General features: G+C 66.6%; 19 protein-coding genes, 1 tRNA gene and 1 pseudogene. 9 read left to right on the plus strand and 12 right to left on the minus strand.

What is annotated here, in order from left to right; genetic code table 11:
• Window positions 1–9: 9 nt before the first annotated feature.
• Window positions 10–3,414 carry a S8 family serine peptidase gene (locus tag ACHAAC_RS13220; protein WP_435716752.1) on the minus strand — a complete coding sequence of 1,135 codons (3,405 nt, stop codon included), beginning with the start codon at window positions 3,412–3,414 and terminating at the stop codon, window positions 10–12.
• A 291-nt stretch (window positions 3,415–3,705) separates the two neighbouring features.
• On the opposite strand from ACHAAC_RS13220, the gene ACHAAC_RS13225 reads away from it, so the two are divergent.
• From ACHAAC_RS13225 to ACHAAC_RS13240, 4 genes are all read left to right on the plus strand, one after another.
• Complete coding sequence (locus tag ACHAAC_RS13225) at window positions 3,706–4,791, plus strand: ferredoxin reductase (protein WP_435716753.1); 1,086 nt, start codon at window positions 3,706–3,708, stop codon at window positions 4,789–4,791.
• Window positions 4,792–4,831: 40 nt separating this feature from the next.
• The gene (locus tag ACHAAC_RS13230) at window positions 4,832–6,019 is read left to right on the plus strand and encodes a fatty acid desaturase family protein (RefSeq protein ID WP_435716754.1); all 1,188 of its coding nucleotides are present in this window, start codon (window positions 4,832–4,834) and stop codon (window positions 6,017–6,019) included.
• 2 nt (window positions 6,020–6,021) lie between these two features.
• Complete coding sequence (locus ACHAAC_RS13235; protein ID WP_435716755.1) at window positions 6,022–6,405, plus strand: hypothetical protein; 384 nt, start codon at window positions 6,022–6,024, stop codon at window positions 6,403–6,405.
• A 50-nt stretch (window positions 6,406–6,455) separates the two neighbouring features.
• Window positions 6,456–6,532: transfer RNA gene (locus ACHAAC_RS13240), tRNA-Met, on the plus strand.
• Window positions 6,533–6,935: 403 nt separating this feature from the next.
• Here the strand turns inward: ACHAAC_RS13240 and ACHAAC_RS13245 are convergent.
• The 5 genes from ACHAAC_RS13245 to ACHAAC_RS13265 form a co-directional block, all read right to left on the minus strand.
• The gene (locus tag ACHAAC_RS13245) at window positions 6,936–7,397 is read right to left on the minus strand and encodes a nuclear transport factor 2 family protein (protein ID WP_435716756.1); all 462 of its coding nucleotides are present in this window, start codon (window positions 7,395–7,397) and stop codon (window positions 6,936–6,938) included.
• 204 nt (window positions 7,398–7,601) lie between these two features.
• Window positions 7,602–8,018, minus strand: coding sequence for a nuclear transport factor 2 family protein (locus ACHAAC_RS13250; protein ID WP_435716757.1), 417 nt, complete (start codon window positions 8,016–8,018; stop codon window positions 7,602–7,604).
• Between the two features lie 71 nt (window positions 8,019–8,089).
• The gene (locus ACHAAC_RS13255; protein WP_435716758.1) at window positions 8,090–8,701 is read right to left on the minus strand and encodes an NADPH-dependent F420 reductase; all 612 of its coding nucleotides are present in this window, start codon (window positions 8,699–8,701) and stop codon (window positions 8,090–8,092) included.
• A gap of 102 nt (window positions 8,702–8,803) precedes the next feature.
• The gene (locus ACHAAC_RS13260; RefSeq protein WP_435716759.1) at window positions 8,804–9,235 is read right to left on the minus strand and encodes an Rrf2 family transcriptional regulator; all 432 of its coding nucleotides are present in this window, start codon (window positions 9,233–9,235) and stop codon (window positions 8,804–8,806) included.
• A gap of 328 nt (window positions 9,236–9,563) precedes the next feature.
• Complete coding sequence (locus ACHAAC_RS13265; RefSeq protein ID WP_435716760.1) at window positions 9,564–10,463, minus strand: LysR substrate-binding domain-containing protein; 900 nt, start codon at window positions 10,461–10,463, stop codon at window positions 9,564–9,566.
• Between the two features lie 114 nt (window positions 10,464–10,577).
• Between ACHAAC_RS13265 and ACHAAC_RS13270 the strand changes: the two genes are divergently transcribed.
• On the plus strand, window positions 10,578–13,991 hold the full coding sequence (locus tag ACHAAC_RS13270) for a proline dehydrogenase family protein (RefSeq protein ID WP_435716761.1): 3,414 nt from the start codon (window positions 10,578–10,580) through the stop codon (window positions 13,989–13,991).
• Window positions 13,992–14,125: 134 nt separating this feature from the next.
• Here ACHAAC_RS13270 and ACHAAC_RS13275 read toward each other — a convergent pair whose 3' ends face one another.
• From ACHAAC_RS13275 to ACHAAC_RS13290, 4 genes and pseudogenes are all read right to left on the minus strand, one after another.
• Complete coding sequence (locus tag ACHAAC_RS13275) at window positions 14,126–15,379, minus strand: amidohydrolase family protein (protein ID WP_435716762.1); 1,254 nt, start codon at window positions 15,377–15,379, stop codon at window positions 14,126–14,128.
• Window positions 15,380–15,808: 429 nt separating this feature from the next.
• Window positions 15,809–16,720 carry a phosphotriesterase family protein gene (locus ACHAAC_RS13280; RefSeq protein ID WP_435716763.1) on the minus strand — a complete coding sequence of 304 codons (912 nt, stop codon included), beginning with the start codon at window positions 16,718–16,720 and terminating at the stop codon, window positions 15,809–15,811.
• Between the two features lie 384 nt (window positions 16,721–17,104).
• The gene (locus ACHAAC_RS13285) at window positions 17,105–18,307 is read right to left on the minus strand and encodes a PucR family transcriptional regulator (protein ID WP_435716933.1); all 1,203 of its coding nucleotides are present in this window, start codon (window positions 18,305–18,307) and stop codon (window positions 17,105–17,107) included.
• 42 nt (window positions 18,308–18,349) lie between these two features.
• Window positions 18,350–18,769 (minus strand): annotated as a pseudogene (locus tag ACHAAC_RS13290) (PucR family transcriptional regulator ligand-binding domain-containing protein); the annotation flags it as partial.
• A gap of 119 nt (window positions 18,770–18,888) precedes the next feature.
• Between ACHAAC_RS13290 and ACHAAC_RS13295 the strand changes: the two are divergent.
• The 3 genes from ACHAAC_RS13295 to ACHAAC_RS13305 all read left to right on the plus strand — a co-directional run bounded on the left by ACHAAC_RS13295 (window position 18,889) and on the right by ACHAAC_RS13305 (window position 22,861).
• Window positions 18,889–19,674, plus strand: a complete 786-nt coding sequence (locus tag ACHAAC_RS13295) for an enoyl-CoA hydratase/isomerase family protein (protein WP_435716934.1) — start codon at window positions 18,889–18,891, stop codon at window positions 19,672–19,674.
• Complete coding sequence (locus ACHAAC_RS13300; protein WP_435716764.1) at window positions 19,671–21,317, plus strand: AMP-binding protein; 1,647 nt, start codon at window positions 19,671–19,673, stop codon at window positions 21,315–21,317. The genes ACHAAC_RS13295 and ACHAAC_RS13300 overlap by 4 nt, the downstream gene beginning before the upstream one ends.
• Window positions 21,318–21,490: 173 nt before the next feature.
• Entirely contained in the window at window positions 21,491–22,861 is a 1,371-nt protein-coding gene (locus ACHAAC_RS13305) for a sodium:solute symporter family protein (protein WP_435716765.1), read from the plus strand.
• 243 nt (window positions 22,862–23,104) lie between these two features.
• On the opposite strand, the gene ACHAAC_RS13310 is transcribed toward ACHAAC_RS13305, so the two are convergent.
• A complete protein-coding gene (locus ACHAAC_RS13310; protein ID WP_435716766.1) occupies window positions 23,105–24,517 on the minus strand; it encodes an FAD-binding oxidoreductase in 1,413 nt (470 codons plus the stop codon).
• Between the two features lie 150 nt (window positions 24,518–24,667).
• A complete protein-coding gene (locus ACHAAC_RS13315) occupies window positions 24,668–25,285 on the minus strand; it encodes a TetR/AcrR family transcriptional regulator (RefSeq protein ID WP_435716767.1) in 618 nt (205 codons plus the stop codon).
• Window positions 25,286–25,693: 408 nt separating this feature from the next.
• Between ACHAAC_RS13315 and ACHAAC_RS13320 the strand changes: the two genes are divergently transcribed.
• Window positions 25,694–26,119, plus strand: a complete 426-nt coding sequence (locus ACHAAC_RS13320; protein ID WP_435716768.1) for a hypothetical protein — start codon at window positions 25,694–25,696, stop codon at window positions 26,117–26,119.
• Window positions 26,120–26,137: the final 18 nt, after the last annotated feature.

Consider the following 26,137-nt stretch of genomic DNA (forward strand, 5'->3'; position numbering starts at 1 on the left):
GTGGGCGGATCAGCCCTCGCCGCCGTCAGCCTCCTCCTCGGGTGCCGGCGACTCGGTGCTCTCCGGCGCCGGCTCGGACTCCTCCTCCGGCTCGGCCGCCTCGGGCGCGGTGTCGGTCACGGCCAGCACCCGCACCGTCCCGGCCCCCAGCACGGCACCCTCGGTCGAGACCACCTGCATCTCGCCGAACAGGGTGCGACCGTCCTGTGGCGTGCCGTCCGCGGTGAGCGAGCCGGTGACCTCGGTGGTCTCGCCACGCTCCAGCTCCACGGCCGTCCCCGCCACGTCCAGGGTGCCGAGACCGGGGGAGTAGAACACGTCGAGGTAGTCGTACTCCGTGGAGCCGGCCGGCACGGCGTACCCGTCGACCACCACGGTGTAGGTCCCGGCCGCCGGGGCGTCCAGCGTCACGCTCTCCTCGGAGTCGCCGTCGGCCGAGATGCCGGCCTGGGAGCCGTCGGGCGCGAGCACGACGAGGTCGAGGTCGGCCGCCGGGTCGTCGGTCGACCCGATCGTGGCGGTGAGGCTCGAGGCACCGTCGGGCACCTCCACCTCGTAGGTCTCCTGCGCGCCGTCGGCGATGGTCCGGCGCTCGGAGACCGCGCTGCCGAGGTCACCACCGGTGGGCTCGATGGTGACCGGCCCGAAGGTGTTCTCGACCTCCCACGACAGCTCCGTGGGCTCACCGGCGACCGCCGACTCCACCTCCTGCGAGGCGGGGTCCACCTCGACGCCCTGGGCCGCGGCCTTGAGCGTGAACGGGTTCTCCAGCAGCGGCGACGTGCGTCGCGACTCCACCTCGATCTCCCAGATGCCCGGGAGCGGGTCGGCGTAGCTGCGCGAGTTCGGGTTGCACCCCGATGTGCTGCTGTAGTTGGTGAAGCAGGCCGTCGAGGCGGTCGACTCCACCGGAACGCCGTACGGGTTGTTCGCGATGAAGCGCGTCTGGCTCCGCGTGGCGATTCCGGACAGGTTCACCTGCAGTGCCTTGGCGCCCTCGGGCACCGACACGAAGTACGACGTGGACCGGTTGCGCTCCACCTCGCCTCGCGCCGAGGTGCCGAAGTCCGGCTCGGCCAGGTCGGTCGCCTGCACGACGCTCACCATGACCCGGTGGTCGACGACAGGCGTGGACGGGTCGTCGATCTCCACGATCGCCGAGCTGGCACCTTGGCTGCGGGTCGTGGCCGTGACCGGCAGCGTGACCGCCGTGCCCTTGGCCAGCGTGGCCGTCTTGGGTGCCTTGAAGGTGCCGTCGTTGCCGACGATGCGGACCTTGTGCCTCACGGCCTTGGCGGGCCCGGTGGCCCGGGTGACGTCGACGTCGTACGTCTTGGCCTTGCCCTGGACGTGGCCGCCCTCGTCGGCGGCGCACCGGTTGTAGACGCCCGTGCCGCGATCGGGGGTCGCCAGGAACCCCGAGAGCGGCGTGCAGACCGGGGCGTCGGTCGTGTAGTCCTGCGTCGTCGCCTTCTTGCGCAGCAGCTTCCAGGCGCCGGGCACGTCCACCTGGCCGGTGCCCTGCCCGGCCACGGAGACACCCTTCATGGGCTTCGCGGCGGTGTACATCGCGTCGCGGAGCCGCTTCGGTGTCACGGGGATCTCCTGGTCGAAGGCGCCGGACAGCAGCAGTGCCGCGGAGCCGGCGGCCTGTGGTGAGGCCATGGAGGTGCCGTTGAACATCGCGTACCCGACGGGCAGCTCGTAGCCGGCCTCCGGGACGCCTGGCTGCTCCAGCCACTGCGGGACGGTGGAGACCGCCGAGCCTGGCGCGGCGACGTTCGGCTTGAAGCCACCGGCCTCCGTCGGTCCGCGGGAGGAGAACGGGTGCAGCTCCAGGGCGGCCGACACGACCGAGCCGTAGTTGGACTTCCAGGTCTGCTTGGAGATGGATGAGGCGACGCTCACGACGTCGCCGGCCACCGACGGGTCGCCGATGGTGTTCAGGCCCGGTCCGGAGTTTCCGGCGGAGATGAACAGCTGGACGCCGTAGTCGTCGATGAGTCGGTCGTAAAGCACGGCGCGAGCGTTGTTGGCGTCGTTGAGGGCAGGAAGTCCGCCGATGGACATGTTGACGACGTCGACGCCGCGGTTGGCGACGAGGTCGATCATGCCGTCCATGAGGGCTGCGGCGGTGCAGCCACCGCCCCAGGTGCAGGCACGGGAGGAGACGACCTTCGCGCCGGGCGCCTGGCCGTCCATCGCCCCGTCGAACATGGAGTTCGCGGCCGTGATGCCCGCGACGTGCGTGCCGTGGGCGGACTCGGTGATGCCGATGTTGACGAAGTCGGCGGTGCCGGGCAGGCCGTACGGCGCCAGGCTGACGTCCTCGCGGTACTCCACCACGAAGGGCGTGCGCTCGACGACGTCGGTGGACGGGTCGTCCTCGCCGAAGTGCCCGACCTGCTGGTCCTCGCCGTACGGACGCATCAGCTCGTCGTCGGTGAAGCTCTGGTCCTGGTCGGCGTCGACCCAGATGTCGTTGCTCTCGGCGTCGTAGAGGACGCCGAAGGTGTCCGTGGTGTCACCGTCGCGGTTGACGTCACCGGCCGGCTCGCTGTCGGCGGTGATCTCCTCGCTGAACACGCTGACGGAGTAGCTGCCCTCTGCCGGAGCGGTCCAGGAGTCCTCGCGGTAGGTGAAGGTCGGGTCGGCCTCGACGTCGGTGACCATGGGGCGCCACGTCGGGTCGCTGTCCAGGACCGGGTCGGTGCCGGTGACCCAGTCGACGATCTTCTTCTCGCCGGTCGTGGTCTCCTGCAGGGCGGGGTGGTCGAGGTCGACGCCGGAGTCGATGACGCCGATCGTCACGCCGCGGCCGTCGTACTTCTTGTTCGACTTCTTGAAGGCGATCGAGCCGGTCTCGCGGGTCGGCATGTACGGGTTGGCGTCGGGCGTCCTGCGGCCCGGTGCGCTCGAGGGTGACGAGCCGGCTCCGGAGGCCTTGCCGGGCTGCGGGTCGTCGATGGGGACGGTCTGGTCGAGGTCGACGGCCTCGACCCGGGAGAGTCCGGCGATCTTCTGCACCTGGGCGGTCGGGACGCTCGCTCGGACGTAGCCGAGCTTGTCGTCGACCTTGCCGACCCAGGCACCCTCGGACTCCAGCGAGGAGACCACGCTCGCGGTGGCCTTGCGGTCGGTGGCGAGCATGACGGTCACCCGTTTGGTGCCCTCACGCTTGGCGTCGGCGAGCAGCTCGCGGTCCTGCTGGCCCAGCGTGTCGTCGGCTGTCTCATCGGTGGGGGCCTTCTTGGCCTCGTCGGTGGTCGCCGAGGCGACAGGTGCCTTGGACAGCCGGGGCTGCGGGTCGTCGTCCGGTGCGGCGGACGATGGTGCGGTGAGGCTGAGGGCCAACGCGAGTGCGATGGCCGTGGATGCTCCGGTTCGGAGCATGACGGTGCGACGAGTGCGCATGGATGGAGCGTCCTCTCTACGTCCGGGCAGAGCCCGGCGTCCCCCCGTGGGACGGAAATGTGTGCCGTCAGTCTGGACTGGCGAGGCCGGATTGGCCAGAGGTCGACGGTCGGTGACCGCCGGACTTCACCACATCGGAACCTTGGGCAGGGGTGACGACGTGTGTGGGTGGCCACACGGAACGGGCGCGCTGAGCGTGTCGCGGATAGCCTGTGGCACGAACAACGGTCATAGCGGTTGCCGTAGGTGTAAACGGGTGTCACAGTTGGGTGAACGTCGCTAGGAGGCCACATGGCTAAGGCAATCGAGACATCCGGACTGCTGCGACGCGTCAGGGCAGCCGGCAAGGTCCTCACCACACCGCTGGCGCCCGACGACTACCTCAAGCTGATCAACCCGCTGTGGTCCGCGCGCGAGCTGCGCGGCCGTGTCGAGCGGGTCGAGTCCGTCACCGATCGGGCCGCGACGCTGCACATTCGACCGGGCTGGGGCTGGTCCTTCAACTACCAGCCGGGCCAGTACATCGGCATCGGTGTGGAGATGGAGGGCCGCTTCCACTGGCGCTCCTACTCCTTGTCCTCCGCCCCCGTGGAGTCCAACGGGACGGTCGCCATCACGGTCAAGGCGATGCCGGAGGGCTTCCTCTCCGAGCACCTGGTCGCCGGGCTCGAGCCTGGCACGATCGTGCGGCTCGACGCGCCCCGCGGGGAGTTCGTGCTCCCCGACCCGCCGCCCGAGCGCATGCTGTTCGTCGTCGGCGGCAGCGGCATCACGCCGGTCATGTCGATGCTGCGCACGCTCGATCGTCGCGAGACCGTTCCCGACGTCGTGCTCGCCTACTCCTCGACCAACGAGGACGACATGCTCTTCGTCGAGGAGCTGCGTGCCTACGCCGAGAAGCACGAGACCTTCACCTTCTACGAGCGCTTCACCGACGACGAGGACATCCTCACCCCCGACCAGCTGGACGACGTCTGCCCGGACTGGAAGCAGCGCGAGACCTGGGCCTGCGGTCCGGCGCCGATGCTCGACGCCGTCGTCGAGCACTACGAGAAGCACGGACTCGACGAGCACCTGCACGTCGAGCGCTTCTCTCTCGACCTGAGCGGCGGCGACGCCGAGGGCGGCACCGTCACCTTCGGCGAGGGAGGTCCCTCCATCGAGGTCGACGGCGCCACCACCCTCCTGGAGGCGGGGGAGAAGGCCGGCGTGAGCATGCTGTTCGGCTGCCGCATGGGCATCTGCCACACGTGCGACGTCCCGCTGGCCGCAGGCCGCATCAAGGACCTGCGCAGCGGCGAGGAGCACGACTCGCCCGGCGAGTACGTCCAGACCTGCATCACCGTCGCCGCCACCGACGTCACCCTGACCGTCTGACCCACCCCGACACCCACGCACCCCATCGCAAGGAGGCACCATGGCTTACGCCGACGTCCGCGAGTACACCCACCTGAGCGACGAAGAGGTCGAGGAGATCGGGCGCGAGCTCGATGAGATCCGCGCCGAGGTCGAGGCCTCCCGAGGCCAGGCAGACCGCGACTACGTCCTGCGGATCATCACCCTGCAGCGGCGTCTGGCCGCCGCCGGTCGCATCACGCTGTTCGCGAGCATGTTCCCGCCGGCGTGGCTGCTGGGGACGGCCCTGCTCTCCACGGCCAAGATCCTGGAGAACATGGAGATCGGCCACAACACCATGCACGGCCAGTGGGACTGGATGAACGACCCCGAGATCCACTCCAGCAACTGGGAGTGGGACACCACCCAGCCAGCCGAGCAGTGGAAGCACTCGCACAACTACGTGCACCACCAGTTCACCAACGTGCTCGGGCACGACAACGACGTGGGCTACGGCATCCTGCGGATGTCGCGGGACCAGAAGTGGACCCCGTACAACCTGGGCCAGCCGGTCTACAACTTCCTGCTCGCAGCGTTCTTCGAGTACGGCGTCGCCTTGCACGACCTGGACATCGAGGCCATCCGCAAGCGGGAGAAGGACCCCAAGGTCCTGAAGAAGCAGCTCAAGCAGATCGCCGACAAGATCGGTCGCCAGGGCCTGAAGGACTACGTGGTCTACCCGGCCCTCACCGGACCGGCCTTCTTCCACACCCTGTCGGCGAACTTCACGTCGAACATCGTGCGCAACTTCTGGTCCTACATGATCATCTTCTGCGGCCACTTCCCCGACGGTGCGGTGCACTTCTCCGAGGAGGAGCTCGAGGACGAGACGCGTCCGGAGTGGTACCTGCGCCAGATGCTGGGGTCGGCCAACTTCGAGGGCGGCAAGCTGCTGCACGTCATGAGCGGTCAGCTGGGCTACCAGATCGAGCACCACCTGTTCCCGGACCTGCCGAGCAACCGCTACGCGGAGATCTCGGTGAAGGTCAGGGACCTGTGCAAGCGGTACGACATCCCGTACACGACCGGGCCGCTGCACCGCCAGTACGGCCAGGTGCTGCGCACGATCATGAAGCTCTCGCTGCCCAACCGGCGGACGAAGGAGAACCCGGAGGCCCCGTCGCCCCGGAGCCGTCGTCTGCACGACCACGAGCGTCCCGGACGTCGTTCCGAGCTCGGCAAGTGGTCGCCGGCCCCGGCCCAAGTGTGACCGTGGGCTCCGGACCGGTCGACAACCTCAGCGTCGGCGGCGACGTCGAGCTGCCGTTCGCGTGCCGCCGCGAGGATGGCACGGGCAACCCCGACGTCGTCCTCAAGCCACGCGCGATCCAGTGCGCCCTGAGCCGCATCTGTGGCGTCTGCGGGCACCCGTTGTCCAGGCCGCTGGCCTTCGTCGGGGGAGAGGTCGAGCTCGCGGCCGAGGTGTTCGCCTTCCCACCGGCCCACGTGGACTGCGCGAAGGACGTCCTGGCGGCTGGACGCGGGGCGGCCGTCGTCACCACGGCCGGCTTCGACCTGATCCGGCCCGCCAGACGTGGCGAGGCCGTCTCCTTCCGCGCCAACTCGGTCATCCGCGACGGCGACCCCGGACGCTGAGCGACTCGATTTGGACCCCGGGTCCGTGGTCTGTAAGGTAGACGGAGCGACGCGGGGTGGAGCAGTTCGGTAGCTCGCTGGGCTCATAACCCAGAGGTCACAGGTTCAAATCCTGTCCCCGCTACCACCCGGAGGGCCCTGATCAGCAGAGATGCTGGTCAGGGCCCTCCGCCTTTCCCTGGGCAGAAACTCGACTTGGCGCGGTGCTGATGGATAGCGATCTCGGCACGGGACGTCGTTCTCCTGCTCGAACAGCCGGATCCGCTTCTTCGCTTCACGCAGTTGGGCGCTATCTGCCATTCGGTTCCCGGCTTCGCGACCACCAGCGACCCGAACGATGTCCTCACTCGGGGGGTTGGGCTTGCGCATGGTGCATCCTTCCAGCGGCACCTTCTGGCACCACAGATCAGATGTCAGCTACTCGTGCAGCAGTCCCCGGCGACCCCACCCGGTGCTCTTCTGGTTGGGGGGCCGTGACTCCACACCGTTCCCGCCTGGGGCAGCAGTCCGGTACGGCACAACGCGGTCGCTCAAGCAAGTTCGCTTGGCGTGGGCTCGACTAGTAGGCGCTCGAGGTGAATCTCAGCGAAGCGCCATGCCTCGTCAACCTTCTCGTAGCGCTCGTGATAGATGCCCCAGCCCTGCAGGATGCGCAGCGGGCCGCCCTGAGGGAAGACCAATCGGTCGGAGACGGCCCAGGTTCCTCGAGCGTGGGTCCGGTCCAGCAGGGCGATCTCGGGAGCGTGTACCTGATGCACGCTCATGAGGGGGTCCATGAGGTGACGCAGTCCCTCGATGAAGCTGTGCGCGTCGCGGAAGGTCCGAGTGTCGTCGGGGCCCCCTGGTGCGCCGGCAATCTCGATGAAAGCTCCGGGAAGGAAGGCGTCTTCCAGCTCTCGCCATTTCTTCTGGTCGATGAGCCGGCAGTAGCGCGCTTTGAGCTGTGCGATGTCCTCGAGGTCGTTCAGTTGGCTGAGGTTGCGTTCGATCATGATGTTCTCCGTCGATGATGTCGACTGCATGGGGTAGGGCGACGATGGCTGGTTCCGTGACTGCGGTTCGGCGTGGCATCGCGAGCAGCTCGTGGGGGATGCACCCAGATCGAGTGGGTGCGAAGCTGATCGAGCGGGCGTGGGAACGTCGTGCGGGGGCGGTCCGGCTCTTCTGGTGCCCGCGAATGAGCGGCCTTGCTGCGCTCACGCTGCGGTGAACGCCTGCTCTATGACGAGGGTGTCCTCATAGAGGTGCATCCGGACGATCTCGCCGTCTTCGACTGCCAGGTGCATTGCCGACGGGGTGGTGAATTCCCTGCCGGACGACGCGATGGTGTGGGTGAAGGTCCCGAGCAAAATTACGTCACCCTCATCGACGACGGTTCTTTCCAAGGCCACGATGCTTTTGCCTGGCACGTAGTAGGGCCACATGGTGGTGAAGAAGGTAGCCACGTCTTCGCGTCGGGCGCGACGGCCGGTCCACGGCAGTCTGTCGCTGCCCGGGACGTACCAGTCGATCTGGGCTGCGAACAGCTCTTGAATTTCATCAGCGTCCTGCCTGCCCAATCGCTCCACGAAGCGCTCCATCACGGCGCGCGAGGTCTCTGTGTCTGTTGCCATTGTTGTGCCCTCTCCTGTTTTTCTTGTGTCGTGTGTTCTGTCGTCGCGACCGCTGGACGGGGCGCGTGGTGTCATTGCTGTAGCAGGAAGTACTTGCCGCTCAAGGGGCCTCCTAGTTGCATGAGAGCGCCGCCTTCGCGCAAGCGACCAAGGTCGACGGGCGCGAAGCTGACCCCGGTCACCATGTGCGCAAAGGCGAGTTTGGCCGTCTCGTCGTCCCCGGCGTAGAAGACCACTTGGGTGCCCTCGGCGTGGCGAGGGTCGGCCGCCATGAGGCGGGCGAACATCGCATTGAACGCTTTGATCAGAGTGACTCCAGGCAGTCGCTGCTCGACCCATTCACTGCCCGTGAGCGGCGCGACATCGGCGTAGCCGCGGTAGGGGTTCGACTCGGCGAACTGGTTGGTCAGGTCGAGCACGACGCGACCGGTCCAGTTCCCGAGACGTCGCCCGACGGTGGGGACTTGGCCGAACGGGACGGCGAGCAGCACCACGTCGGCATCCACGGCCTGTTCGAAGGTGGCCGCCGATGCCCCGGGGCCGAGGTCGTCGGCGATGGCGCACAGTGACTCGGGGCCGCGGCTGTTGCTGAGCAAGACCCGGTGCCCGGCGCGTACAGCGTGAGCGGCGACAGCTTGTGCAGCAGACCCTGCCCCGACGGTGCCGATCGTTCCGAACTTCACGTGTACCTCTTCCTCTCGATCGGTAGTTGGATCCCTCTAGAACTGGAGGTAACCGTTGTTGTTACGTCAGTGGTATCGCGTCGACGGGACGAAACGACGGCATCAGGCCGTTGCGAGAACCTCACGCAGGAGGTCCTCGAGCGTGACTGCTGACAGCTCCTCACTCAGGGCGGACTCGACTCTGTCGTACACCGTCTTCATGGCCGGCTTGATGCCCCGGCCGACGACGCATTCGAGATCTGGGGTCGACCGGTGCATCCCGAAGACCTGTCCAGGCTCGATTGCCCGGTAGACGTCGAGCAGCGTGATTGAGGACAGGTCTCGTGAGAGCCCCCAGCCCGCACCTGCTCCCCGTCGGGACTCAGCCAGTCCGGCCTTGCGAAGTTGAGCCAGCAGTCGCCGAATCACCACGGGGTTCGTGTTGACACTCGTCGCGATCTGCTCGGAGGTGGCGACCTCATGGCCGCGCCGCTGGTAGAGCCCGATCCAGGTCAGGGTGTGGGCTGCCACGGTCAGCCTGCTGTTCGCGCTCACGTCTCCTCCTCCGGCCGCTAGCGATATCTACTTGATGTAACCGTAATGGATACGATCAACCCGGCGAGTACTACCCCCTCTGGTGTTCTGAGCCGGTGAAGGGCCCGGCGTGATCGGGCTGCGATGACAGGTGCCTCGCCGTACCCGCGTCTCGCCACCATGTACGACCGGCCTGTGTTTGCAGCGGTGAGCTGCCACGATGCGCCTGCGGAGTGTCCGGTGCAGGTGGCGCCAGCGGCGGATGGCCTCAGCGCCCGATGAGTGCGCCGGTGGTTCGCGTGGCGATCGAGGGGTGATGGCACCGCGCCCGCCGACTGCGGGCGTCCGGCTAGGGCGATGCGAAATCGGCCGCACTCACCAGAGCGCGCCGTACCGCCACGACAGCCGGCGACCGAGCCGCTGTGTGTCGCGTGGCGGTGAAGACCGTCCGCCGGGGGTCGCCGTTCAGGTCGCGGAGCGCGACGGTCGGTCGACGTCCCTCCCAAAGCAGATCAGGGAGCAGGGCCACTGCCGCTCCTGATTCAACCAGTCGGATGTGGGCCTGCAGGTCGGCCGTCTCGAACCGTACGTCCGGTTCGAAGCCCGCCTGCCGGCAGGCCTGCTCGGCCCAGTGACGCGAGGCCACGCCGTCGGGCTCCATGACCCACGGAGCATCCCGCGCCTGCGAGATGGTCCCGATGCGACCGAGAGGACCGCCGGGAGGAACCGCGAGCCGGATGGCGTCTGTCAACAGGTCGGCTCGGTCGAGCTCGACCAACCACGGGGCGGCGTGATGCGGGTACTGCTCGGCAACCACGAGATCGAAGTCTCGTGCTCGTGCCTCGGACAACGCGGCGCCAGGCTCTTGTTGGCTCATCGATACCCGCAACAGGGGATGGGCCTCGGACAGGGTGGTCAGCGTGGACGGGAGCAGTGCGAATGCCGCCGATTGGAAGATCGCCAGACGGATGTGGCCGGTCACGACCTCCAGCGAGGCGTTGACCTCAGACTCCGCGCGCTCGAGCTGGTCGAGAACGAGGCTCGCGTGCTCGACCAGGATCTCGGCTTGCGGTGTCAGCTGGACGCGCCGCCCGGCTTTGCGCAGCAGTGCGACGCCCACCTCCTTCTCGAGCAGTGACAGCTGCTGCGAGACCGATGACGGACTCTGGTGCAGCGCCAGAGCGACATCAGCGAGCGTCCCGCGCAACTTCAGCTCACGCAGGAGGCGGAGGCGGCGGACCTCGAGCAACGAACTCCACCACCCTTCAGTTTCGGTAACGAGTAATCGTCAAAAGAGTTCGCTTTACCTTACCCAATGATTAAGGAAACACTCATCACCTGTACCCGATGAGGAGCGATCCAGATGGCGAGCAACACCCCAACGACTCTCACCCGAACCGACGACCTTCCCCTTGCCGACGAGACCATCACGCTCGTGCAGCGTTGGGTGTCCGAGGCGGCGAAGGAGCCTGCCGACAAGGCCGCCACCCGGTTGGCCGGCGTACTCAAGGACCCTCGTGGACTTCCCTTCACTGTGGGCTTCATCGACGGTGTCATCCGCCCCGAAGACGATGCTGTTGCGGCGAGGAACTTCGCCGTGCTGGCGCGGGACGTCCCCGAGTTCCTGCCGTTCCACCTGCGTGCTGCTGTCGCACTCGGGTCGAGAGCCGGCCTGCTGGCCCCGCGGCTGGTGGTCCCGATCGTGCGCCGGGCATTGCGGTCGATGGTCGGACACCTCATCATCGATGCGACCGCCTCACGTATCGGCCGGTCGATCGCCAGGATCGGGCGACATGGCGCGGCGTTGAATCTCAACCTGCTTGGCGAGGCTGTTCTCGGTGAACGCGAGGCAGATCGTCGGCTGGACGGGACCCTGCGTCTCCTGGCGCGCGACGATGTGGACTACGTCTCGATCAAGGTGTCGTCCACGGTGGCGCCCCACTCGCCCTGGGCGTTCGACGAGGCGGTGACGGGCGTCGTCGCCAAGCTCACGCCGCTCTATGAGATCGCAGCTGCCGCGAGTGAGCGGAAGTTCGTGAACCTGGACATGGAGGAGTACCGGGACCTCGACCTCACCATGGAGGTCTTCACCCGGATCCTCGACAAGCCCGAGTTCCTCGAGCTTGAAGCGGGCATCGTGCTGCAGGCGTACCTTCCGGATGCGATGGCAGCCATGATCCGGCTGCAGGAATGGGCCGCTGAGCGTCGTCGCCGCGGCGGGGCGGCCATCAAGGTGCGCATCGTCAAGGGGGCAAACCTGCCCATGGAGCAGGTCGAGGCCTCATTGCACGATTGGCCTCTGGCGACGTGGCCCAGCAAGCAAGAATCCGATACCAACTACAAGCGCGTTCTTGACTACGCGCTCCGCCCGGCGCGGATCGAAAACGTACGCATCGGCGTCGCCGGTCACAACCTCTTCGACCTCGCATACGCCTGGCTTCTCGCCGGCGAGCGAGGCGTACGCCAGGACATGGAGATCGAGATGCTGCTTGGCATGGCACAGGGGCAGGCTGCCGTCATCCGACGCGAGGTCGGCCACCTCCTGCTCTACACCCCGGTCGTCCGGCCCCAGGAGTTCGACGTCGCCATCGCCTACCTGATCAGGCGCCTCGAAGAGGGAGCAAGTCACGAAAATTTCATGTCGGCCGTGTTCGAGCTGCACGAGGACGACACGCTGTTCGCGCGCGAGCGCGACCGGTTCCTGGCCTCCCTCAGGGCGCTGGACGGCACGGTGCCGGCTCCGCGGCGAACACAGGACCGCACGGCGGTGCCGGAGACGCTGTCCACGAAGTTCGCCAACACGCCGGACACCGACCCGTCGTTGCCGGCGAATCGGGCCTGGGCCCGCGACATCGTCGCGCGGATCGCCGACTCCGACCTGGGACGTAGCGGCACCGCGGAGCACACCGTCAGCGACGCCGCGGCGTTGAACAGGATCGTCGTGTCGGCAGCCGAGCACGGGCAGACCTGGGGACGCACCACAGGCGAGCACCGTGCTGCGATCCTGCACCGCGTCGCGGAGACCCTGCAGGCCCGACGCGCCGAACTCGCCGAGGTCATGGCGTCGGAGACCGGCAAGACACTTGATCAGTCCGACCCGGAGATCTCCGAGGCCATCGACTTTGCCCGGTACTACGCAGCACGCGCGCTCGAGCTCCATGCGATCGACGGTGCAACCTTCGTGCCGTCCGCTCTCACCGTGGTCACGCCACCGTGGAACTTCCCTGTGGCCATCCCGGCCGGCTCCACGCTGGCGGCCCTGGCGGCTGGCTCCGCAGTGATCCTCAAGCCCGCCGTCCAGGCTGCCCGGTGTGGCACGCTCGTGGCAGAGGTGCTCTGGGAGGCGGGTGTACCTCGCGACGTGCTGCAACTCGTCCACGTCGACGAAGGCGCCCTAGGACGCGAGCTGATTGCTCACCCGTCCGTCGATCGCGTCATTCTCACCGGTGCCTATGAGACGGCCGAACTGTTCCGCACGTTCCGCTCTGACCTCCCCCTCCTTGCGGAGACCAGCGGGAAGAACGCCATCGTCGTCACGCCGTCGGCCGACCTGGACCTGGCCGCGAAGGACGTCGCATACTCGGCCTTCGGACACGCAGGTCAGAAGTGCTCCGCCGCCTCTCTGGTCATCCTTGTCGGCTCTGCCGCAAGGTCGCGGAGGTTCCGTGACCAGCTCATCGACGCGGTCGGATCGTTGACGGTGGGCTATCCACAGGACCCCACGACTCAGATGGGCCCGATCGTCGAGCCCGCGACCGGGAAGCTGCTTGACGCTTTGACGACGATCGACCCGGGGGAGCGGTGGGTCCTGGAGCCCGAGCAGCTCGATGAGACCGGACGCCTCTGGAGCCCGGGCGTGGTCGACCACGTGACGCGCGGATCGCGTCGCCACCTCACCGAGTTCTTCGGTCCCGTGCTGGGCATCATGACGGCGCGCGATCTCGACGAGGCGATCGAGATCCAGAATGAGGTCGACTACGGCCTCACTGCTGGCCTGCATACTCTGGAGCCGACGCAGCTCGCCACCTGGCTCGACCGTGTTGAGGCTGGGAACCTGTACGTGAACCGCGGCATCACGGGAGCCATCGTCCAGCGCCAGCCGTTCGGCGGATGGAAGAAGTCGGCTGTCGGTACCGGCTTCAAGGCCGGCGGGCCCAACTACCTCCTCGGGTTGGGAGACTGGGTCTCAGCCGAACACCCACCGCTCGAAAGGGTCCTCGACCCCTCGGTCATGCAGCTGCTGCAGTTGCTTCCCGCAGACGAGGTCGAGCGTGTCCGGCGGTCCTTCCTCAGCGATGCTCGGGCCTGGGAGGAAGAGTTCGGGCGGACGCGCGACGTGAGCGAGCTCAGTGCCGAGCGAAACATCTTCCGTTATCTCCCGACCAAGGTCGAGGTGCGGCTCGCACGCGAGGGGAACCCGGCCGACCTGGTCCGGGTCATTGGTACGGCGCGTCGTGCGGGCGCTTCCCCGCACGTGTCGTCGGCCGTGCCTCTCTCACCGGAGATCGAGCGGGCGGTCGGAGAAGTGACAGTGGAGTCCGATGACCTGTGGATCGACGGACTTCTCGCCCGTCCTGTCGGTCGCGTACGCCTCATCGCTGCAGACGCCACAGCGGTCGCCCAGCGCCTCGCGTCACGTCCAGACATTGCCCTGCACGCCAGCCCGGTCACCGAGTCCGGTCGCTTGGAGATGCTTCCGTTCCTGCGTGAGCAGGCAATCAGCATCACAGCCCACCGATTCGGCACACCCGACGAACTGTCACGAGGGATCCTGTGAGCACCGACGGCACCAGCGCACCAGAGTGCATCACACGGGCGGAATAGCGACGACTCCGCCACAGGTGCCCGGTGCTCAGCGTCACCGATGTCCACGGCGAGACGAGGCGGGCCGACAGGGTCAGCGTGTCCGGTTCACCGGTCCTCTTCTGTCAGGTTCTTCACGACCCGTCCGCCGGCGATGATGCTGAGCAGGCGGTGCTCGGGGTCGAGCAGCGCTGAGATGTCTTCCGCGGGATTGCCGTCGACCACGAGGAGATCGGCACGGGCTCCGGGAGCGACTGTGCCGATCTCGCCTGTCTTGCGGACCAGCTCGGCTGCGGTGGTGGTGGCTGAACGCACGAGATCGAGCGGGCTGAGTACCTCGGCTCGGACCCGGAACTCGTCAAGCTGGTGGGGGTGCATGGAACCGATGAAGTCCGTGCCGAAGGCGATGTTCACCTGGTTCCGATGCGCAAGCTCGAGGCTCTCCAGCCCGCGTGAGACCACGTACTCGGCCTTCTCCCTGAGATCCGGGGTCACACCGTGCTCGGCGCTCTCGGGCGAGGCCAGCAGGCGTCCGATGCCGAGGGTGGGCACGAGAAAGGCGTCCTTGGAGCGCAGCAGCTCGGCGGACTCCTGGTCCAGGAGCGTCCCGTGTTCGACGCAGCGCACTCCCAGGTGAAGCGCTCGACTGATCGACCGTGCGGTGTAGGCGTGGACGGTGACGTAGATGTTGGCATTGTCGGCCTCCTCGACGGCTGCCGAGATCTCCTCGCTCGAGAACTGCAGGGAGTCGATGCGGTCGGTGGGGGAGGAGATGCCACCACTGACGGACAGCTTCAGGTGCTCCGCGCCGTTGCGAATCTCCTCTCGGCAGGCGCGACGTACCTCGCTGACGCCGTCGCAGACCCTCGCGATGGCGGGCCCGCCGGGCAGAGAGTGGCAACAGAATTCACCCGTCTCGCGGTAGTCGCCATGACCGCCGGTCTGCGACAGGGAGGGACCGCCGTAGATGATCCGTGGTCCGGCCACGAGTCCCTCGTCGACGGCCCGCGCAATGCCGTAGTCGGCGCCGGCGACGTCGCGGACGGTGGTGAACCCGCGCCCCAGCATGTCTCCCAGCAGTAGGGAGACCCGGGCTGCCAGGTAGAGAGGAGAACCCACGGTCGCGTGACCGAGATCGGTCTCGACACTCAGCACGTGCACGTGACAGTCGATCAGACCTGGCATCACGGTGCGTCCGCGGGCGCGGATCACCTCAGCATCGGTCAGGTCTGGTGGGACGTCGGCGATGTCGACGATCACACCGTCTTCCACGACGACGCAGCCTTCGCTGCGACTGCCGTCGATCGGGTCGAGCACGGCGGCGTCGAGCACCACGAGCCGGTCAGGCGATGATGAAGCCATCGAGGAATCCTCCTGCATGAATCGGTGATGATGGGTCGGTTCTCGGGGATCGGGTCCAGGACGAGTCGGTAGGGGAGAGACCGTTCGAGCCATGCGCCGGCGATCCACGAGATGGCAAGGTGACCGGTTCGGACATGGCGTGACTCCTTGGTCCGCGACGGCGGCAGGAACAGTACGGCGACCCGCCGGCCACGAGTTTTACGCATCGCTGACGATACGGTCGCGCCCTGGTCCAGCCTCGTACAGTTCTGTACCTTCTCCGACGCTGTCTTGACTGTTCTGCATCCCGTCCGATGGGACTTGCGCCTGCATCGTCTGGGGGCATGTCTGCGCCGTGATCGGCGCTGACCTGGCACCGGGCAGTCCAGCATCGGTTCGCGGAGCGGGCATGCCTGCGTGGCGAGGGCTGCTACGCCGGTTCGGCCGTGTTCACTGCTGGTCGATGCCGCGGGCGACGTTGTGCACGGTGAACTCCTCGATCAGGTCTTCGCTCACACCTGCCGCCCGGAGCCGCGGCAGGAAGGACGTGGCGATGTGGCTGTACCCGACCCCGCCGTTGGCAGTGAGCGCGCTGCGCAGGCAGACGTCGTGCGAGAGGAGGATCCGGTCGTGGAAGCCTGCTTCCACGAGGTTGAGCACGAACCGTGCCCGCTTGGCCTGTTCGTACTCGGAGGTGTAGATGCCGAGCATGTCGAACTGGACGTAGGCACCGCGATCGGCCAGCGCGAGGTGGTAGGCGGGATCGGGGACGGAGTCGCAATGGCCGACGATGACCCGACGGAGATCGACGCCCTCTTCCTCGAAGATGTCGAGCTGCGCGTGGCCCACGGGCCACCTGGCCGCGTGGGTGGTGATGGCGAGCCCGGTACGGCGTTGGGCGCGGGCGGCCGCCCGAAGGCACCGTTCCTCTCGGGCGCTGATGTACGACTTGTCGCAGCCGACCTCGCCGATGATCCCCGCGCGCACACCCGTGCCCTCCGCTCCGATCTCGATATCGTGGACGATGAGCTCGCTGAGCCCGTCGGAGCTCGTCCGGTCGATCTGGTCGTCCGGCAGGTACGGATCCCTGTAGTAGCCGGATCCCATGACGATGCTGACCCCCGAACGCTCGGAGATCGCCTTCAGTGCCTCTGGGTCGCGGCCGAGCCCGCTGCTCGTGGTCTCCACGATGGACGCTCCGCCGGCGCGACGGAACGCTTCGAGTTCGTGGACCATCAGATCCGGATCGTTGAGGAGTCCGTCCCCTCGGTACTCGGGCATCAGGTTGATGAACACATGCTCGTGGGGCAAGGTGAAGCCGAGATCATCGGCCACGGTGGGTCCGAGCACTGTCTGGATCATGGATCTCCTCAGATCTGCCAAGGGTCGCGGCGCCCGTCGTGCGGAGCGTAGGGACCGCTGTCGGTTCAGGCACTCTCGTTATCAGGGTCGGTGCGGCGTCGCCCGTTGAGAGCCAGGCAACGGACCGACCTCACGCGGGTGCGTGCTGCGCTCGTGGGACGACGGAGAACATTGACACGTCAGTAGCCTAGGGCGGCGTAGCGTCCCGCGCCCCTACGATCCTGTGCAGCACCGCCGGAGATTCTTGACACTTCTGCCTTCGCCCCTGCGGTGCAGGCCCGTCTGCGACGAGTCGCCCGTCGTGCCGTTCGTCCGACGTGGACGAGTGCACCGCTGCTCACGGGGCGTCGCCGCCGGGCTCATCCCCAGGCCCGACTGCCACACCTAGTCGGCTGAGCTGATGATGTCGTGAGCGTGGATCGCGAACTGCAGTGACAACGCCGTCTGCGGTTCCTCGATGTCCACAGCGAGAACGCGTTGAACGGTGTCCAGCCGTCCGTAGAGTGTCGGCCGGCTCAGATGCAGGGCGCGCGCCGTTGCTGCCTTGTTCCGGCCCAGGTCCAAGTAGGTGCGAAGGGTCGTCATCAGCAGGTCACTCTCGGCAGTCCCCAATCGCATGAGGGGCAGGAGCTGCCGCTCGGTGTAGGTCTGCAGACGGGAGTCCTCCTGCATGAGCTGGAGCAGGCCGTGCAGCCGCACGTTGTGCAGCCGGTAGTACAGCTGTGGCTCGGCCGCACGGGCCGCCGTCACGACGTCGCCGGCCTCGTCGCACGATCGCCGGACGTCGCCGACCCGGACGGTGGTGGAACCGAAGCCGATCACGGGTGCTTCCGACTCAGCGGGGAACTCGTCGTCGCGGCAGTGCTCGGCGAACCGTGTCATCGTCTTCTCGAGTGCTTTCTCGTGGGGCCCGAACAGGAGCAGCCGGATCTGGCCGGGCGCGATGAGCCCTGCAAGTCCCGGCAGATGGTGATTGCGCATGATGCGGTTCACCCAGGCCAGGCTGTCGCGCACCTCCGTGGCCGATGTCCGGGTCTTGGCGTCGGACATCTTCCTGAGCCGCACGCAACCGCCCACGAGCAGCTGGCCCTCGAGCTGGATGCCATGCGCTCGGCACCGTGCCAAGACGTCGTCCTCGCCGTCGTACTGCTGCTCGTACAACACGTCGAGCAGCGTCTCGCGTGCACGCCACTCCAGAGCGTGGTGATCGGCTTCGAGGAGTCGATGGAGGGCCAGGGCGTCGGCGGTCCGATGGGCGACGAGCCGCTCGGAAGGGCTCGGGTCATGGCCGAGTGGCACGACCACGCGTCCCCACTGGTCGTCGCGGGTCCGTACTGAGACCAGGAGCGTTCCCGTGCTGCGGTCGTAGGAAGAGTCCGCCTCGGACCCCCAGCGCACCGACAGCTCTCTCCAGCGCGCCACCAGTTCTGCGGCGTTGTCGCCGGAGTCCGCGAAGGCGATCAGTCGATGGGCTCGATCCTCCAGGAAGACCGGGCTGCGCAGGAGTCCGGATGCGTGCCCCAGGATGTCGTCCGGCGTCGGGTCCGAGAGGTTGAGCCGGTTGAACGCCGTGTGAGTCCGGGTCATACGTTCGAGCTCGCGAGTATGACGGGACAGGATCAAGCGATGGACGCTGTGAGTCACCTCGACGAACCGCGTCGACCGTTCGAGGACGCCCAATGCGATGCCCAGCTCGTCAGCGCGGCGAACGACTTCAGGTGAGATGTGGTCGAAGAAGAGCCCGAGTTCGAGAAAGAGCCCGGATGCCCCTCGTTCGGCCAGCACCTCCAGCACCGGTAACCAATCCTCGGGGTGGTCTTGCAGGCCCATGCCACTGGTGAGGACAAGATCGCCGGGATCAATGAAGCGAGCCAGATCCGGCTGTTCGCACACGTGGACCCACCGCACGCGGTTGCCCGCCCTCTCGTCGTCGACGAGCAGCCTTGGTCCGCCCGCGACCACGGCTGGCATCTCGAGGATCTCGCGGACGGTGGGCAGGATCGACTCGTGAGGATCGTAGGACTCAAGTGATGCAGAAGCGTCAAACATAGGGGGCAAACCCTACACAGTTGCATCCCTCTGGAATCAGGGCAGCGTCATACGATCCAGCAATCGCTCAAGACAGCGCGGTCTGAGCAAGCTCACAGCAGAAGGGGTCGGATGTGTCAGTGGTACAGCATTCTCCACAAGAACCGTCGGTCACGACGGCACTCGAGAACGGGGTCTACGCGATCACCCTGAACCGCCCTGCTTCACTGAACGCGATCACACCGGGGCTGCTCTCAGAACTCGTCGTCGCCCTGTCGGACGTCTCGTCACATGGCGACGTCAGGGTCGTCGTGATCTCCGGAGCGGGTCGCTCCTTCTGTGCCGGCTTCGACCTGAAGGTCGACCAAGGCACCGCGAACGAGTTCGAGCTCGCAGCGAAGGTGGAGCTCCTGCATGACGTGACACGTTCGATCCGACGTGCCCAGGTTCCGGTCATCGCGAGCGTCCGAGGGCATGCACTCGGCGCAGGAGCCGAGCTCGCGCTCTGCTGTGATCTGATCATTGCCTCTCAAGGAGCGCGCATCGGCTTCCCCGAGGTTGACGTGAATCTGTCGGTGACCGGTGGCATCTCCACCCTGCTGCCTCTCGCGGTGGGTCTGGCGAAGGCGAAGGAGTTGGTGCTCCTGGGCGATCACCTCTCCGCGGCCCAGGCCAAGGATCTCCACCTGGTCAATTTCCTCGTGGACGACGACAGCCTCGACGAAGAGACGCAGAGGCTCGCGATGCGACTGGCGGGGAAGCCAGCATTCTCGATGGCGGTCGCGAAGGCGACCCTCAATGGCGCAGCACCCGGTGACCTCGAGACCGCCTACGCCATAGAGAGCGGGTATGCGATCGCCACGCAGTCCTCGGAGGACGCCGGGGCGCGACGCGGCGACGTCCAGGGGTCGGGGCTCGCTCAGTGACCGCGACGCATCTCGAACCTGGACCAGCTGGCCCGATCGAGGATCTGCATCATCTCGTCGAGCAGGCGGCCGCGTCGTGGCGGGAGAAGGTGGGACTGGTGTTCCCCCGTGAGGGTGTCGAGCTCACCTTCGGCCAGATCAACGGGTCGGCGAACCTGTTCGCTGCTGAACTGGGTCGCCGCGGAGTCGGCGCCGGCGACAGCGTGGCCCTGCTGCTTCGAAATCGTCCCGAGTTCGCGGGAGCGTGGTTGGCAGCCGCGAAGCTCGGAGCGCGAGTGGTACCCATCAATACTCGATTCACACAACCTGAGGTCGAGTACGTCGTGCAGCACTCGGGTGCTGTTCTCGTGATCTCCGAGCCGGACCACGCGGAGGTACTCGCGGGCGTGTCCGTCCCGATCATGGACTGCAGGAGCGTCCCGATTCCCAGCCCGGAAGACCTGGCCTGCAGGACGACCGTGCGCCACAGCGTCCATCCGGACACCACGCTCAACATCCAGTACACCTCGGGAACGACCGCCCGCCCCAAGGGGTGTCTGCTTCCCCATGGCTACTGGACTCGCATAGCCGAGGAGCTGACTCGGCCGGATCCCGACGGAGACACCACGGTCACGATCCAGCACGACGATCGCTTTCTGACAGCACAACCGATGCACTACATGGACCCGCAGTGGCACCTGGCCACCGCGCTGATGTCCGGCGCCACCTTGGTTGTCCTTGACGGGTTCCACCCCAGCAGCTTCTGGCGTGAGCTCCGCAAGCACCAGATCACGATCTTCTACTGCCTGGGCGCCATGCCAACCCTTCTGCTGAAGATGCCCACAACCCCGGAAGAACGTCACCATCAGGTGCGCGCCATTCTCTGCTCCGCGATCCCGCCCCAGCTCCACGAGGTCCTCGAGCAGAGGTGGGGAGTCCGTTGGTACGAGCTGTACGGCATGACAGAGACCGGTGTGGACATCCGCATGAGAGCTTCCGAGCATGACGCCCTGCTGGGCAGCGCTTGCATTGGCCGCCCGGCCGCGGACCGCGACGTGGCCATCCTTGGGGTCACCGGCGAGCAACTACCCGCCGACACGGTGGGGGAGCTGGCCATCCGGGGACGTTGGACCATGTCGGGCTATTTTCGCGACGAGGAGGCCACCGCGAGGACGTTGGTCGATGACTGGGTGCGAACCGGAGACATCGCCCGGATGGACGGCGAGGGCAGGGTGTACTTCGTCGGCCGTGAGAAGCACATGATCCGTCGTGCGGGGGAGAACATCTCAGCGGCCCAGGTCGAAACGACCCTGGTGGCTCATCCAGCGGTGATCGAGGCCGCATGCGTGCCGGTTCCGGATGAGCTTCGCGGTGAGGAAGTTCTCGCATTCTTGAGGCTCCAGGACACGTCCCTGCCAAGCCCCGACATCTTCGCGGAACACACAGCCGAACGCCTCGCCGGATTCAAGGTGCCACGCTACTGGGTCTTTGTTGATGAGTTCCCGCGCACGGCGTCGGAACGAGTCGAACGGCGGCACCTCGTCGCAACGCTCAACGACGGGAGCGATGTGTACGACCGGATCGAACGGACCTGGCGCGACAGTCCCTTCCCTGATCACCGGGACTCTGAACCTGACCCACCGGCTCGACAAGGAGAGGTCTAGGAGATGGGCCCACTGTGCAGGGGCCAGGCGCTCTTCCCGAGCGACTCTCACATCGTCCATCGACCCAACAGCAGGGGCTGTGAACGAGTTGTCCCCTCTGAGCGGATGACACTCAACTGGAGGTATTCATGCAAACCGTCCACATCAGCATCCTGATCAGCTACCTCGCGGTCATGGTCCTGGTCGGCGCCTGGTTCAGCCGGCGCCGCCACGTCGGTTCCGGCGACGACTTCATGTTCGCTGGCAGGAAGCTCCCCCTGCCGGTTCTCATCGGTACCCTCCTGGCGACCTGGGTCGGCTCCGGCACGATCATCGGTGGGGCCAACTTCGCCTACACCTACGGTCCGCTGGCCTCGATCTTCTTCTTCGCCGGCACCCCGCTAGGCATCCTGGCGCTGTACTTCATCTCTCGCAAGATCCGTGCGGCCTCGCGTTATACCGTTCCGGAGCTGCTCGAAGAGCGTTTCGGCCTGTCCACCCGGCTCATCGCCGCCGGAATCACCCTGCTCGCCTACATCGGCATCACCGCGTTCCAGTTCACCGGCGGAGGCTACGTCCTCAGTCTGATCACCCCGTTGTCGCCCGGCCAGGGCGCCGTCATCGCCGCTGTGCTCGTCACCTTCCTCGCAGTCAGTGGCGGACTGTCGTCGGTGGCGTGGACCGACTTCGTGTCGGCCCTGGTGATCGTGCTCGGCTTGGTGATCGCCATCCCGCTTGTCATCGGCGGCGACCTTGGAGGGCTCGGCAACTACGCGAGCAGCTTGCCCGAGACGTCGAAGACCTTCTCCGGCGGCTTGAGTGCCGTCCAACTGCTCGGGTACACGTTGCCGCTGTTCTTGCTGATCCTCGCGGACCAGAACATGTACCAGCGACTCACCGCCGCGCAGGACGAAGGCACGGCCCGCAGCTCGACGGCGGGCTTCTTTCTCAGCAGCTTCCTGATCATCGTTCCAGTAGCGATCCTTGGTTCCGCAGCTGCGATCCTGATGCCGAACATCAACCCCGACACGGCGATCCTCTCGCTGGCCTCCGAGCACTACCTCCCGGCGATCATCGGCGGCCTCGTCCTCGCCGGAGCGCTGGCCTTCGTCATCACTACCGGATCGTCCTTCCTGCTCTCCGGCGCCAGCAACGTCGTGTACGACGGCTTCGCCCGCTTCTCCCGCCAGGAGCTCTCGGGCAGCCGCCGACTGTGGATTCATCGCATTACCGTCTTGGTGATCGCGGCGAGCGCGTACATCCTCGGTCGATTCTTCCCGACCGTGCTGGAGCTGCAGCTGTACTCGTACACCGTCTACGGCGTCGCGCTCGCGCCACCGGTCCTCGCCGCCTTCTTCTGGAGTCGTGCCACCAAGGCCGGTGCCTTGAGCTGCATGATCCTCGGCACCGTCGTGACCATCACCTGGGAGCAACTGGGGCAGCCGGGGGGCGTCAACTCGGTGTTGGTGTCTTTGCCGGTCGCCCTCGCGTGCCTGATCGGGGTCAGCCTGCTGACCCGCCCGACGCCCGAAGCGTCGCACGGAGGCACTGAACATGCTGCGTGAGATGGATTGATCGGAGCCGGGGCGTGATGAGCTCGTGGCCGTGACGGTGATGAGTGGGCTGCACCGGGACTTGCGAGACATGCAGGCCACTGGTCAGACGGCCTCCGATGAACCGAACCAGCACCTGGGCTTTGCCGCCGGACGGACTCAGCCGGGGGCGTCCCTAGGGCGCCCCCGGTAGGAGATGCCGGCTCGCCGCGACCCCTTCCAAGGTCCAAACCTTCGGGAGGTGTCTCCCCCAGCTCAGGCTGTTCGTGTCCGCTCATCGGAGGGCAACGGGGTGGCAGCAAAAACTGAGTCCGGGTCGAGGGCCGACTTGATGGTGAGCAGCCGGTCTGCATTGGCGCCGTAGGCTGCGCAGACCTGGTCCTGATGTTCGGGGCCGAGGAAGTTGACGTATCCACCCGGGAGGGAGTGTGAGGCAAGTGCCTCGTGGATCCCGTCGACCCACCGTAGATGTTGTTCGTCGCTGCGGCCATCGTTCTCCCACATCGCGATGAGTTCGACCATCCGGTGAGCATTGCGATGGCCGAAAGCGGTCTCTGCCTGGCCCACTCGTGTTGCTGCTCCGTGGAAATCATGAGCGACGATGGCCGAGAACGGCGAGCTGAAGGAGTCCGCAGCTCGTCCGAGATGGCCGCCGATCGGTTCGGTGATGTCTCGTACGCTCCTCGTTCGGATGGCCCCTCGTCGACCGACAGGGAACATGGCGTCCGTTGCGGCCAAGGTTGCGGATCGTGCCACTGGCCCAACTTCTGCGCTCAAAGGTGTCGCTAGGCGAGCTAGCGCGTGTACCGGACCATCATCGGAGTTCCCCGCTTCGACGTCACCGGACCAGGTTGGGGCCACGTAGACCACAGGATCTCCGTTCGGGCCGGGGAGAAATCCGATGTCTACCGATAGCTCGTCAGGACTCTCGTGGAGGACCTGGCCTAGATCGGCCAGCAGGCGACGACTGTGCTCGGCGGGATACAGGATGGTGCCGGAGACCACGGTGGGGACCGGGTGAAGCTGGATCCTCGCTGAGGTGACCACGCCGAAGTTCCCGCCGCCGCCCCGCAGGGCCCAGAAGAGGTCCGGATGGTGTTCGGCGTCCGTTCGCACCAGTGTCCCGTCGGCGAGAACGACCTCTGCTTGGAGCAGATTGTCAGCCGCGAGACCGAAGCGTCCGATCAGCGGACCGTAGCCGCCACCGATGGTCAGACCGACCATCCCTACGGCTCCGGCCGTGCCTGTGACAGCGGTGAGTCCCACGCCTTCGGCAGCGGACACGACATCTGAGGACAGCGCTCCTCCTCCGATGACGGCCTGGTGCCCGGTGGCGTCGACCTGGACCTCCCGCATGCCGGCCAGATCTATGACCACGCCGTCGGCGCGGATCGCACGTCCCCAGAAGTCGTGTCCGCCGCCGCGTACCGATAGCGGAACCTGGTGTTCGCGAGCCACTCGCACAGAGGCCTGCACGTCGGCCGCGCTCGTGCACCTGACGACGACGTACGGCTCGGACTCGGCGGCCGCATTGAAGAGGTTCGCTGCGCTGGCGAAATGAGCGCCCCTGGTGTGGACCGAACCAGCGCGGACAGTGGCCCGCAGGTCAGCGACCAGGTCTGAGGTGGTGGATGGCCGTGTGAGGGGACCGGGTGAGTTGGAAGGCATGTGATCTCCGGTGATCTAGTGATGAGGACCCAAGGGGCTGCTGACTATGAATCAGTTCGCATGTACCTCCTCAGATGCACAGCGCCACTCACGATCGCCGCACCCGACGGGCGCCAGTCTCGTGAGCGCTTTCCCGGACACGTTCACGCGTCAGGCCTCGTGAAGCCTCGGCGATGGTGGGTAGGCATCAAGGAGGCGTTGCATGGTGGCCTCCGCCACGGCTCGGACATCTGCCGTGTGCAACGGAGTAGGAGCAAGGGCGGAGCTGAGCGAGAATCCTTCGACCAGGGTGATGAGCAGAAGCGTCTCGCGCTGCAGCGCCTGTTTGTCGATGGCGCGGTCGGTCAGCGCGGCGCGCAGGAGCGAGCCGATCGCGGCTGCTGCCGCGTCGTTCGCGGCAGCGATCTCGGCAGCGATCTCAGCGTCCGCCCGTCCCATGACCCGGTACTCGACGAGGGCGACGTTCTCCTTGCGCTCCTGCTCGCTGGTCGGAGCGGTGAAGGTGATCACGTCCACGATCCGTGTCGCTGGGTCGTCGGACAGGGTCGGGGCGCGCTGTTCTGCGCGTTGGATCAGGACGCTCAAGGTGAAGCGCATGAGCTCTCGGACGTTGTTGCCGAAGTAGTGACGGATGCTCCCGATGGCCAAGCCAGTGCGCGCGGCGATGCGGGCGAGAGTCACTGACGGGAGGCCATGCTCGGCGATCTCGTCGATCACCGCGTCGGCGACCTGTTCCCGGCGCGTGTCTGGGTCGACTCGTTGAGGCATTTTCCCAGCGTAGCGGTAGTTAGCATGAACGTGCTACTGTTTCTAGCATGTTCATGCTAGAGAGATCTCGGGACGATGCACCTGTCGCACCGATGCCGGAGAGGGCGAGACATGAGTGACTGGCTCGATCCCTGGGGGAGGGCATCACAGCACGGTTCTCGCGATGTCGACGGACTTGGCGGTGTCGGTGGCTCCGATGGGCTCGAAGACCTCGAGGGCGGCGAGGAATGGTCCGCGTCCGCTCCGGCGCCGGGCGCGGCGCTGCCGCGGTTCCGCCCCTCGCTGTCCTTGCAGCGCACCCGATTCTCCATCGACCTACCGGACGCGTCGATCGCGACAGTCGATGTCGATCACTCGTTGGGCAGAGCATCGCTCTACCGGGACGGTCGACACACGCGAACCTCCGACATGCCGGTCCGGTTCCCGCTCGGATCGGACAGCATCGACGTCGTCGCGAGCAGGTACGGCATGCAGAGGATCCACCTGGTCGGGGCTGACGGCAGCCGGCGGCGCCTCGACCCGGCGCCCGGAACTCCTGAGTTCTGGCGCGCCCGACTCTCCCGTCGACACCCGAGGATCAGCCGAGCCCTGTCCGTCTGCGCCGTCATGGTGCTGACGATCAACCTGATCCTGCTCGCACCGCAGATGCTCGAGCTGCTCACCCATCTGCCGCTCTGGTCGGATCGCTTCCAGCCGTTCCGCTCACCCGTCAGCCTGCCGGCATGGACGAACTCCGTCCTGACCGTCACTGCTGGGCTCGCGGGGATCGAACGAGCGCTCACCTTCCGCCACCACCGGGTCCTGGACGTCGAGACCGACGGGATCGAGGCCTGACGTTCCCCGCATCTCGAA

Source organism: Aeromicrobium sp. CF4.19 (assembly GCF_051262555.1).
Taxonomy (GTDB): domain Bacteria; phylum Actinomycetota; class Actinomycetes; order Propionibacteriales; family Nocardioidaceae; genus Aeromicrobium.

Bases quoted from the DNA above. Each gene is read 5' to 3' on its own strand.
- ACHAAC_RS13320 (WP_435716768.1), top strand. From the start codon at position 25,694: ATGCCGGTCCGGTTCCCGCTCGGATCGGACAGCATCGACGTCGTCGCG.
- ACHAAC_RS13275 (WP_435716762.1), bottom strand. From the start codon at position 15,379: ATGGCTTCATCATCGCCTGACCGGCTCGTGGTGCTCGACGCCGCCGTG.
- ACHAAC_RS13305 (WP_435716765.1), top strand. From the start codon at position 21,491: ATGGTCCTGGTCGGCGCCTGGTTCAGCCGGCGCCGCCACGTCGGTTCC.
- ACHAAC_RS13280 (WP_435716763.1), bottom strand. From the start codon at position 16,720: ATGATCCAGACAGTGCTCGGACCCACCGTGGCCGATGATCTCGGCTTC.
- ACHAAC_RS13245 (WP_435716756.1), bottom strand. From the start codon at position 7,397: ATGATCGAACGCAACCTCAGCCAACTGAACGACCTCGAGGACATCGCA.
- ACHAAC_RS13310 (WP_435716766.1), bottom strand. From the start codon at position 24,517: ATGCCTTCCAACTCACCCGGTCCCCTCACACGGCCATCCACCACCTCA.
- ACHAAC_RS13220 (WP_435716752.1), bottom strand. From the start codon at position 3,414: ATGCGCACTCGTCGCACCGTCATGCTCCGAACCGGAGCATCCACGGCC.
- ACHAAC_RS13285 (WP_435716933.1), bottom strand. From the start codon at position 18,307: ATGACCCGGACTCACACGGCGTTCAACCGGCTCAACCTCTCGGACCCG.
- ACHAAC_RS13230 (WP_435716754.1), top strand. From the start codon at position 4,832: ATGGCTTACGCCGACGTCCGCGAGTACACCCACCTGAGCGACGAAGAG.
- ACHAAC_RS13270 (WP_435716761.1), top strand. From the start codon at position 10,578: ATGGCGAGCAACACCCCAACGACTCTCACCCGAACCGACGACCTTCCC.
- ACHAAC_RS13225 (WP_435716753.1), top strand. From the start codon at position 3,706: ATGGCTAAGGCAATCGAGACATCCGGACTGCTGCGACGCGTCAGGGCA.
- ACHAAC_RS13315 (WP_435716767.1), bottom strand. From the start codon at position 25,285: ATGCCTCAACGAGTCGACCCAGACACGCGCCGGGAACAGGTCGCCGAC.
- ACHAAC_RS13250 (WP_435716757.1), bottom strand. From the start codon at position 8,018: ATGGCAACAGACACAGAGACCTCGCGCGCCGTGATGGAGCGCTTCGTG.